The sequence below is a fragment of the Streptomyces ferrugineus genome, assembly GCF_015160855.1.
Classification (GTDB): domain Bacteria; phylum Actinomycetota; class Actinomycetes; order Streptomycetales; family Streptomycetaceae; genus Streptomyces; species Streptomyces ferrugineus.
In genome coordinates this window covers 7708889-7720000 of sequence record NZ_CP063373.1, presented here as the reverse complement: position 1 = coordinate 7720000, position 11112 = coordinate 7708889, and the positions used below count along the sequence as shown (strand labels likewise).

At 66.8% G+C, this 11112-nt stretch carries 3 protein-coding genes, 1 tRNA gene and 2 rRNA genes (1 of these 6 running past the window's edge); 5 read left to right on the top strand and 1 reads right to left on the bottom strand.

Going from position 1 to position 11112, the window contains the following annotated elements:
* From IM697_RS34425 to IM697_RS34410, 4 genes are all read left to right on the top strand, one after another.
* A 23S ribosomal RNA gene (locus tag IM697_RS34425) occupies positions 1-1229 on the top strand (it extends 1893 nt beyond the left edge of the window).
* A 72-nt stretch (positions 1230-1301) separates the two neighbouring features.
* Positions 1302-1418, top strand: a 5S ribosomal RNA gene (gene rrf, locus IM697_RS34420).
* A 114-nt stretch (positions 1419-1532) separates the two neighbouring features.
* Positions 1533-2195, top strand: coding sequence for a DegT/DnrJ/EryC1/StrS family aminotransferase (locus IM697_RS34415; RefSeq protein WP_194050003.1), 663 nt, complete (start codon positions 1533-1535; stop codon positions 2193-2195).
* A gap of 76 nt (positions 2196-2271) precedes the next feature.
* Positions 2272-2344, top strand: a tRNA-Thr gene (locus IM697_RS34410).
* 64 nt (positions 2345-2408) lie between these two features.
* On the opposite strand, the gene IM697_RS34405 is transcribed toward IM697_RS34410, so the two are convergent.
* Positions 2409-5153, bottom strand: coding sequence for a SpoIIE family protein phosphatase (locus tag IM697_RS34405; RefSeq protein ID WP_194039993.1), 2745 nt, complete (start codon positions 5151-5153; stop codon positions 2409-2411).
* Between the two features lie 378 nt (positions 5154-5531).
* Between IM697_RS34405 and IM697_RS34400 the strand changes: the two genes are divergently transcribed.
* Complete coding sequence (locus IM697_RS34400) at positions 5532-11018, top strand: HAMP domain-containing protein (protein WP_194039992.1); 5487 nt, start codon at positions 5532-5534, stop codon at positions 11016-11018.
* Positions 11019-11112: the final 94 nt, after the last annotated feature.

The following is an 11112-nucleotide window of genomic DNA, read 5'->3' as shown; positions in this document are numbered from 1 at the left end:
ATGCCCCCGTAACTTCGGGAGAAGGGGGGCCACGCCTGGTGATCACTCTTGCAGTGTGAGCTGGGGGTGGCCGCAGAGACCAGCGAGAAGCGACTGTTTACTAAAAACACAGGTCCGTGCGAAGCCGTAAGGCGATGTATACGGACTGACGCCTGCCCGGTGCTGGAACGTTAAGGGGACCGGTTAGCTTGGATTCGTCCAGGCGAAGCTGAGAACTTAAGCGCCAGTAAACGGCGGTGGTAACTATAACCATCCTAAGGTAGCGAAATTCCTTGTCGGGTAAGTTCCGACCTGCACGAATGGCGTAACGACTTCTCGACTGTCTCAACCATAGGCCCGGTGAAATTGCACTACGAGTAAAGATGCTCGTTTCGCGCAGCAGGACGGAAAGACCCCGGGACCTTTACTACAGTTTGATATTGGTGTTCGGTTCGGCTTGTGTAGGATAGCTGGGAGACTTTGAAATGCGGACGCCAGTTCGTGTGGAGTCGTCGTTGAAATACCAGTCTGGTCGTGCTGGATGTCTAACCTGGGTCCGTGATCCGGATCAGGGACAGTGTCTGATGGGTAGTTTAACTGGGGCGGTTGCCTCCTAAAGGGTAACGGAGGCGCCCAAAGGTTCCCTCAGCCTGGTTGGCAATCAGGTGTTGAGTGTAAGTGCACAAGGGAGCTTGACTGTGAGACCGACGGGTCGAGCAGGGACGAAAGTCGGGACTAGTGATCCGGCGGTGGCTTGTGGAAGCGCCGTCGCTCAACGGATAAAAGGTACCCCGGGGATAACAGGCTGATCTTCCCCAAGAGTCCATATCGACGGGATGGTTTGGCACCTCGATGTCGGCTCGTCGCATCCTGGGGCTGGAGTCGGTCCCAAGGGTTGGGCTGTTCGCCCATTAAAGCGGTACGCGAGCTGGGTTTAGAACGTCGTGAGACAGTTCGGTCCCTATCCGCTGTGCGCGTAGGAGTCTTGAGAAGGGCTGTCCCTAGTACGAGAGGACCGGGACGGACGAACCTCTGGTGTGCCAGTTGTTCTGCCAAGGGCATGGCTGGTTGGCTACGTTCGGGAGGGATAACCGCTGAAAGCATCTAAGCGGGAAGCCTGCTTCGAGATGAGGACTCCCACCTCTATAAGAGGGTAAGGCTCCCAGTAGACGACTGGGTTGATAGGCCGGATCTGGAAGCACCGTGAGGTGTGGAGGTGACCGGTACTAATAGGCCGAGGGCTTGTCCATAGAGGCTCGCGTCCACTGTGTTGGTTCTGAGACAACGACCGTGTCATCGTCCGGTCGACAGTTTCATAGTGTTTCGGTGGTTATAGCGTGAGGGAAACGCCCGGTTACATTCCGAACCCGGAAGCTAAGCCTTACAGCGCCGATGGTACTGCAGGGGGGACCCTGTGGGAGAGTAGGACGCCGCCGAACTCCTTTTAATAGGGTTGGACCCGGAACTTCGGTTCCGGGTCCAACCCTTTTTTGTTGTGCGTCACCTGAAGTTCACGTTGCGCAACCAGCATCGCCCATATGGGTACTGCTGCAATGCTCAGGGCCGCCGGCGTCGGAGTCGGTGACGAGGTTGTCGTACCGGCCTTCGGGAACATCGAAGTCGCCGAGGCCGTGGTCCTGGCCGGAGCGCGGCCGGTGTTCGCCGACATAGATCCGGTGACGTACTGCCTGGACGTCGTCGCTGTCGAGGCTGTCGTCACCCAGCGCACGGCGGCCGTGGTGGCCGTACACCGATTCGGTCGGTCGGCCGATATCGCGCGATTGCACGAAATCGGGCAGCGGCACGGGCTGTTGGTGCTTGAGCAGGGTGAGTCCGAGGTTCCGTACGACGAGATCGCGCAGCGCAGGCAGCGGGCCTCGTATCTCGATGCGAAGTTGAAGGGTGTGCTTACTCCCGATGGGGGTGACGGGCACACCTATCAGCAGTACGTCGTGCGGGTGCCGGGGAATGGTCGGCCGGATCGTGACGCGTTCGCTCGGGCCGTGCGCTCCAGGGGAGTTGAGTGCCGGGTGCCGGTGAAGACGCCCGTGCATCGGCTGCCTGAGTTCCGGAGGTGTGTGTCGCTGCCGGAGACCGAGCGGGCCGCCGACGAAACGTTGGCGCTGCCGGTCGACGCCTCTCTGACGAAGCGGGACATGCAGCGGGTCGTGTCCGCCTGCAACGCGCTCGGAGGACTGCTCCAGCCCGCCTTCTGAGCGAATTTGGGAGCGCGGGCGCGTTCAGGGTATGATCTATTCCGTTGCCGCGCGGGAAACTTCGCACAGGCAGCAGGCCCCTATAGCTCAGTCGGCAGAGCGTCTCCATGGTAAGGAGAAGGTCAACGGTTCGATTCCGTTTGGGGGCTCCGCACAGAAAGGCCCCGCCCGAATGGGCGGGGCCTTTCTCATGCTCTTCTCCCTGACTCCCTCTCAGTCCTTGTGGATGCCCGGCACGCGCATCGCCAGGATCGCCATGTCGTCGGACGGGGCGTCAGAGGCGAAGCGTTCGACCGCACGCATGATGCGGGCCGCCACCGCGCCTGCCGTGAGGCCGGTGCAGGTGGTGAGGACATCGGTGAGACCGTCGTCGCCCAGCATGCGGCTGCCTTCACGGCGCTCGGTGACGCCGTCCGTGACGCACAGCAGGACATCGCCGGGGTCGAGGGTGACCGTCTGCTCATAGAGCTCCAGGTCGTCCATGACGCCTAGCAGGGGCTGGGGTTCGGCCGCCGGCTCGACCGTGCCGTCCTGGCGCAGGCGCAGTGGGAGCGGGTGACCGGCGCAGACCACCTTCAGCTCGGCGCTGCCGTCCTCCTGCGGCCTCAACTCGCCGTAGAGGAGCGTCAGGAAGCGGCTGCGGGCGCCCTCGTCGAGGATCGCGGAGTTCAGGCGCTCCAGGACCGCCGGGCCGCTGAGGCCCTCGCGCGCCAGGAGGCGCAGGGCGTGCCGGGCGAGGCCCGTGACCGCCGCCGCGTTCGGGCCCGTACCGCAGACATCGCCGATGGCGAAGCCGTACGCACCGTCGCTGATCGGGAAGAGGTCGTAAAAGTCGCCGCCGACCTCGTTGCCCTCGCCCGCCGCGCGGTAGATGACCTCGACCTCGACGCCGCCGATCTCGGGGAGCTCGGGCGGCAGGAGGCTGCGCTGGAGGGACTGGCTGATGGCCGTGCGCTCGGAGTAGAGGCGGGCGTTGTCCAGGGCCAGGGCGGCCCTGCGGGAGAGGTCCTCCGCCAGCTCCAGGATCTCCTGGCGGAAGTGTTCGTCCGTCGGCTTGCCCAGCGTCAACATGCCGATGACCCGGTTGCGGGCCACCAGGGGCAGTACGACCGTCTCTCCGCCCACCGCGGAGGCCGTGGCCAGGGTGGGGCCGATGCCCGCGCTGATGCGGCCGATCGGCTCGCCCAGGCCCAGGCTGCGCATGGACGTGCGCAGGGCCGCCTGGTGGGCCGACTCGGCGGGGGCCGACCAGACGCGGGCGCCGGGGGTGGGTACCGGGTCCGGTGGGGGGATCTTCGACAGCAACGACTTAATGCCGTCGATGAGTTCCTCGTCCTCATGCAGGACGTACGACAGATACGGCTCTGATGCCTGGTCGGCGATTGTGTAGACCGCGCACCAGGTGGCCAGGGTCGGGACCGTCATCTGGGCCATCAGGGCCAGGGTCTGGTCGCGGTCCAGGGTGCCGGCGAGCAGGTCGGAGGCCTCGACCAGGAAGCTGAGGGAGCCTCGGCGGAGACGTTCGAGTTCGCCCAGGCGGGCCGACTCGACCGCCAGCGCGATGCGGTCGGCGGCGAACTGCAGGCGCAGCGCCTCTTCGTTGGAGTATCTGCCGGGGGCCTCGGCGGCGACGCCGAGGGAGCCGGTGAGGCGGCCCTCGACCTTCAGGGGGACCGTGACGACCGAGCGCATGCCGGTGCCCCGCAGCAGGGGTACGGCGCCGGGGACCATGGTGAGGTCCTCGTGGACCGCCGGCATACGGGCCGAGCCGTAGCGGCCGGGGCCCGCTTCGACGGGCACGCGCGCGAAGCGCTGGCGGGCGGAGGGCAGGCCGGTGGAGGCGCGGACCTCCAGCTCCGTCTCGTCGTCGGTCGCGAGGAGCAGGAAGGCGGAGTCGCCGTCGAGCATGTCGCGGGCGCGCTCCACGGTGCGCTGCAGGAGGCCGTCGAGGTCGTCCGGGGCGGGCGAGCCGATGAACACCTCGAAGGGGTCGGCGCTCTGGGATTCGGTGGCGGTGTCGGAGGCGGGGACGCGCAACGGGGTCTGCAGGACCGCGCGTTCGTGGTCGCGGACCAGGAGGCAGACCGTGGAGGGTTCGCCGCCCGTGTCGCGGACGCGGAGGTGGGAGGCGTACACCGGTGTGACGCGGCCGTTGGCGCCCCGGATGCCGTAGCTGCCCTCCCAGCGGGAGAGTCGGAGTGCCTCCGCGATGCCGGTGCTGGTGCCCGGGGTGTGCGGCCAGGCCGCGAGGTCGGTCAGGGGCTTGCCGGTGACCTGCTCGGCCGCGTATCCGAAGAGGTCCTCCGCGTCCTCGTTCCAGGACGAGATGGCGCCCGTACGGTCGATCTGGACCACCGCGACGCGGACGCGGCCGTCGGCGAGCGGGAGGAGGTCGGAGGGCAGGGACGGGCCCGCGGCGCGGGTGCCCACCGCGCGTTCGGGGAGATCGAGTTGGAACCAGACCTGTTTGTGCGTGGGCGTGTACTCGACGCCCCAGCGGCCGGCCAGGGCCGCGCACAGCTGGAGGCCGCGGCCGCCTTCGCGGTCCGGGCTGCCCATGTTGACGGGCGAGCCCTGGAGAGGGATCTCACGCTCGGGATACCGGTCGGCCACCTCGATCCGCACACCATCGTCACTGCGCAGACACAGAACGTCCGCGGAGGTGCCGGCGTGCACGACGGCGTTGGTCACCAGTTCACTGGTGAGGACGACGGCGTCGTCGACGATGTCGGCGAAGCCCCAGCCCTGGAGGGTGTCCCGGACGAAGGAGCGGGCGCTCGCGACCGATCGCCCGACGGGATCGAAGCTGGCTGCCGCGCGCGCGGTGATCACAGAACTCCTCGTCCGGTTGTCGACATGCAGGGCTCCGTGGCCGTCGGGCTCGCGCCGCTGGTGCGGCATCTGCGCGCCCGTCGGCCTGTCCGGGGATGGTCCCCCCGGGATCAGTCCGGTGGTCATGTCCGGCTGCCCCTCCGATGCCCGTTCGTGCTCCTCCTGTCACCGCCCAGGCCGGACGGGACCGGCGCGGCTGGACAGCCGCATGCAAGGTTACTTACCTTCGCGGTCCATGCGGATGCCGGTCTGCAGTGTTTCCGCCCGGAGGGTGTGCGGACGATGTGCGAAGCTGCCGAACTGTTATGGCCGGGTTCAGCAGGGGTGAAACACTGGGCAAGCTTCTTGTGAAGGTCCGGGCAGGCTGAGTGTCATTCGCGTACCGCGGGCAGCAGCACGTGGTGTGGCCTGGTATATCCGGCAGGAATACCCAGCAGTAACGGGTACGCGCAGCAGTAGAACCCGAGCACAGCAGTAACGGTCGACCCCTGCGGGAGGGACACAGTGGAGTCTGGCGCAGCGACGCGGGGCACTAAGACGCGCGCGAAAGGCGGACAGTCCCTGAGTAACGAGCGCAAGACGCGCGGCAGCACCACTGCGGTGGACACGGCTGCCCTGAACCGGCTGCTGGCGGCCCTGGTGGCGATGCGCGACGGGAACTTCCGGAAGCGGCTCACGGTGTCCGGGGACGGCGTGATGTCGGAGATCGCCGCCGTCTTCAACGAAGTGGCCGACAGGAATCTCCACCTCACGGGTGAGCTGGCGCGTGTGCGGCGCATGGTCGGACGTGAGGGCAAGCTCACGGAACGGCTGGAGACGGGCGCCTGCGAGGGCTCCTGGGCCGCGGCCGTGGACAACTCCAACGCGCTGGTCGACGACCTCGTACGGCCGGTGTCCGAGGTCGGCCGGGTGCTGTCCGCGGTGGCCGAGGGTGATCTCTCGCCGCGCATGGAGCTGCGTACGCAGGCCCAGGACGGGACCGGGCATCCACTGCGGGGAGAGTTCCTCAAGGTCGGGCGGACTGTGAACAACCTTGTCGATCAGCTGTCGACGTTCACCGACGAGGTCACGCGTGTGGCCAGCGAGGTGGGCACCGAGGGCAAGCTCGGCGGGCAGGCGCGCGTGCGTGGCATGTCGGGTTCCTGGAAGGACCTGACGGACTCCGTCAACACGATGGCGTACCGGCTGACGGCCCAGGTGAGGGACATCGCGCTGGTGACCACGGCGGTCGCCAAGGGTGATCTGTCCCGGAAGGTCACGGTTCATGTGGCCGGCGAGATGCTGGAGCTGAAGAACACCGTCAACACGATGGTGGACCAGCTGTCGTCCTTCTCCTCGGAGGTGACGCGAGTCGCGCGCGAGGTGGGCACCGAGGGCGAGCTCGGCGGCCAGGCCCAGGTGCCGGGCGTGGCCGGTGTGTGGAAGGACCTCACCGATTCGGTGAACCTCATGGCCGGCAACCTGACGGCGCAGGTGCGCGGTATCGCCCAGGTGACGACCGCGGTCGCCAGTGGTGACCTGTCGCAGAAGGTGACCGTGTCGGCACGGGGCGAGGTGGCTCAGCTCGCGGACACGATCAACCAGATGACCGAGACGCTGCGGATCTTCGCGGACGAGGTCACCCGCGTGGCCAACGAGGTCGGCGCCGAGGGGCAGCTGGGCGGCCAGGCGAATGTGCCCGGTGCGGCGGGGACGTGGAAGGACCTGACGGACTCCGTCAACACCGTTTTCCGGAATCTGACCATTCAGGTGAGGGACATCGCCGCAGTGACGACGGCGGTGGCCAACGGTGATCTGTCGCAGAAGGTCACGGTCGACGTGGCCGGCGAGATGCTGGAGCTGAAGAACACCGTCAACGGCATGGTCGACCAGCTGTCGTCGTTCGGTGCCGAGGTGACGCGTGTCGCGCGTGAGGTCGGTGTAGAGGGTGAGCTGGGCGGCCAGGCACAGGTTCCGGGAGCGGCCGGGACCTGGAAGGACCTGACGGACTCCGTCAACACCGCGTTCCGCAACCTCACCGGACAGGTGAGGAACATCGCCCAGGTGACGACGGCGGTGGCCAACGGTGATCTGTCGCAGAAGGTCACCGTGGACGTCTCCGGCGAGATGCTCCAGCTGAAGAACACCGTGAACACGATGGTGGACCAGCTGTCGTCCTTCGCCGACCAGGTCACGCGGATGGCCCGGGACGTGGGCACCGAGGGCCGTCTGGGCGGTCAGGCGGTCGTACCGGGTGTTGCCGGTACGTGGAAGGAGCTCACCGACTCCGTCAACGGAATGGCAGGAAACCTTACCGCTCAGGTTCGGAACATCGCCCAGGTCACGACCGCGGTGGCCCGGGGTGACCTGTCGCAGAAGATCGACGTCGACGCGCGCGGCGAGATCCTGGAGCTGAAGAACACCATCAACACGATGGTCGACCAGCTCTCCGGCTTCGCCGACCAGGTGACCCGGGTCGCCCGCGAGGTGGGCACCGAGGGCCGCCTGGGCGGTCAGGCGCAGGTGCCCGGTGTGGCCGGGGTGTGGCGGGACCTGACCGACTCCGTGAACGGAATGGCAGGAAACCTCACCGCCCAGGTGCGCAACATCGCCCAGGTCGCCACCGCGGTGGCGCGCGGTGACCTGTCGCAGAAGATCACCGTCGATGCCCGCGGCGAGATCCTGGAGCTGAAGAACACGCTGAACACGATGGTGGACCAGCTGTCGTCGTTCGCGGAGGAGGTCACCAGGGTCGCCCGTGAGGTGGGTACGGAGGGCCAGCTCGGCGGTCAGGCCGAGGTGCAGGGCGTCTCCGGCACCTGGAAGGACCTCACCCAGTCCGTGAACTTCATGGCGAACAACCTGACCAGTCAGGTCCGCAACATCGCCGAGGTCACCACCGCGGTCGCCAAGGGCGACCTGTCCAAGAAGATCACCGTCGACGCCAAGGGCGAGATCCTCGAGCTCGTCACGACCGTCAACACGATGGTCGACCAGCTCTCCAGCTTCGCCGAGCAGGTGACCCGGGTGGCCCGCGAGGTGGGCACCGAGGGCATTCTGGGCGGCCAGGCGCATGTGGCCGGCGTCGTCGGCATCTGGAAGGACCTCAGCGACAACGTCAACCTGATGGCCAAGAACCTGACCATGCAGGTGCGCAACATCTCCCAGGTCGCGGCGGCCGTCGCCAACGGCGACCTGACGCGGACGGTGACGATCGAGGCGCGAGGTGAGGTGGCGCAGCTCGCCGACACCTTCAACACCATGGTGAAGACGCTGAGTTCGTTCGCCGACCAGGTCACCAAGGTGGCCCGTGAGGTGGGCACGGACGGGATCCTCGGCGGTCAGGCGCACGTACCCGGTGTGGCCGGTACGTGGAAGGACCTCACCGAGTCCGTGAACCAGATGGCGTCCAACCTGACCGGCCAGGTCCGCAACATCGCCATGGTCACCACCGCCATCGCCAAGGGTGACCTGACCAAGAAGATCGACATCGATGCCCGCGGTGAGATCCTCGAGCTCAAGACGACGATCAACACCATGGTCGACCAGCTGTCGTCCTTCGCCGAGGAGGTCACCCGAGTCGCCCGCGAGGTGGGCACCGAGGGACAGCTCGGCGGCCAGGCACGCGTGCGTGACGTCGACGGAACCTGGCGCGACCTCACCGAGTCCGTGAACGAGATGGCAGGAAACCTCACCCGGCAGGTACGCGCCATCGCACGCGTGGCGACCGCGGTGACCCGTGGCGACCTGAACCTGAAGATCGACGTCGACGCGTCCGGCGAGATCCAGGAGCTTCAGGACTACATCAACAAGATGATCGCCAACCTGCGCGACACCACGATCGCCAACAAGGAGCAGGACTGGCTCAAGGGCAACCTCGCCCGTATCTCGGCGCTGATGCAGGGCCGCCGGGACCTGGAGGACGTGGCCTCGCTGATCATGAGCGAGCTGACGCCGGTCGTCTCCGCGCAGCACGGCGCGTTCTTCCTGGCGATGCCGCTGGTCGACGGCAAGGACACGAGCGCCGAGGGCGAGGACCAGTACGAGCTGCGGATGCTGGGGTCGTACGCCTATTCGATGGGGTCCATGCCGACCTCGTTCCGGCCCGGGGAGGGGCTGATCGGGACGGCCGCCATGGAGAAGCGCACGATCCTGGTGGAGAACGCGCCCAGCGGCTATCTGAAGATCTCCTCCGGGCTCGGCGAGGCGCCTCCCGCGCAAGTGATCGTCCTTCCGGTGCTCTTCGAGGGCCAGGTGCTCGGCGTCATCGAGCTGGCCTCCTTCACTCCCTTCACGCAGATCCAGAAGGATTTCCTCAACCAGATCGCCGAGATGATCGCGACCAGCGTCAACACCATCTCCGTCAACACCAAGACCGAGGTGCTGCTGAAGCAGTCGCAGGAGCTGACCGAGCAACTGCGTGAGCGGTCGGCCGAGTTGGAGAACCGGCAGAAGGCCCTCCAGGCGTCCAACGCCGAGCTGGAGGAGAAGGCCGAGCTGCTGGCCCAGCAGAACCGCGACATCGAGGTGAAGAACACCGAGATCGAGGAGGCGCGGCAGGTCCTGGAGGAGCGCGCCGAGCAGTTGGCCGTATCGATGCGCTACAAGAGCGAGTTCCTCGCCAACATGTCGCACGAGTTGCGTACGCCGCTGAACTCGCTGCTGATCCTGGCCAAGCTGCTCGCCGACAACGCCGAGGGGAACCTCTCGCCGAAGCAGGTCGAGTTCGCCGAGACCATCCACGGCGCCGGTTCCGACCTGCTCCAGCTGATCAACGACATCCTGGACCTGTCGAAGGTCGAGGCGGGCAAGATGGACGTCTCCCCGACGCGCATCGCGCTCGTGCAGCTCGTGGACTACGTGGAGGCCACCTTCCGCCCGCTGACCGCGGAGAAGGGCCTCGACCTGTCCGTGCGGGTCTCGCCTGAGCTGCCGGCCACGCTGCACACCGACGAGCAGCGGCTGCTGCAGGTGTTGCGGAATCTGCTGTCCAACGCCGTGAAGTTCACCGACTCCGGGTCTGTGGAGCTGGTCATCCGGCCCGCCGGCATGGACGTGCCGCAGAAGATCCGGGAGCAGCTGCTGGAGGCCGGTTCGCTCACCGAGGCGGACGCGCCGCTGATCGCGTTCTCCGTGACCGACACCGGCATCGGGATCGCGGCCAGCAAGATGAGGGTGATCTTCGAGGCGTTCAAGCAGGCGGACGGCACGACCAGCCGCAAGTACGGCGGTACCGGTCTGGGGCTGTCGATCTCGCGGGAGATCGCGCAGTTGCTCGGCGGGGAGATCCACGCGCAGAGCGAGCCGGGGCGCGGATCGACGTTCACGCTGTATTTGCCGTTGCACCCGAGCGAACTGCCTCCGCACGGCTACCAGCAGCAGTTGCCGCCCCTCGACGCGGGCGCCCTGGTGGCCTCGGCGGCCGACCTGGCGGAGCTGGCGGAGATCTCGGACGGGGCGATCGAGACGCCGGCCGAGGTGCGGTCCTACCGGGAGACGCAGAACGGCGCCGCCGCGCTCTTCAGGCGCCGCCGCAGGGCCGCCAACGAGCTGGAGCAGCGTCCGGCGCAGCAGGAGCAGTGGTCGGCGCCGGCCGCGCAGGACACGGCACCGCAGTCACGCCGGGGCATCCGGTTCGGCGGCGAGAAGGTGCTGATCGTCGACGACGACATCCGCAATGTGTTCGCGTTGACCAGCGTCCTGGAGCAGCACGGCCTGTCCGTGCTGTACGCCGAGAACGGCCGTGAGGGCATCGAGGTGCTGGAGCAGCACGACGACGTGGCGGTCGTCCTGATGGACATCATGATGCCGGAGATGGACGGGTACGCGACGACGACGGCGATCCGCAGGATGCCGCAGTTCGCCGGGCTCCCGATCATCGCGCTGACCGCCAAGGCGATGAAGGGCGACCGCGAGAAGGCGATCGAGTCGGGCGCTTCGGACTACGTGACGAAGCCGGTCGATCCGGATCATCTCCTGGCGGTGATGAACCAGTGGATGAGGGACCAGTGACAGCAGCCGACAGTGTTCACACGGAGTCGCTGACTCAGTGTGCTCGAAGCCGTGTAGAAGTGCGGGATTCGGGGAACCTTCTGGTCTCCTGCTG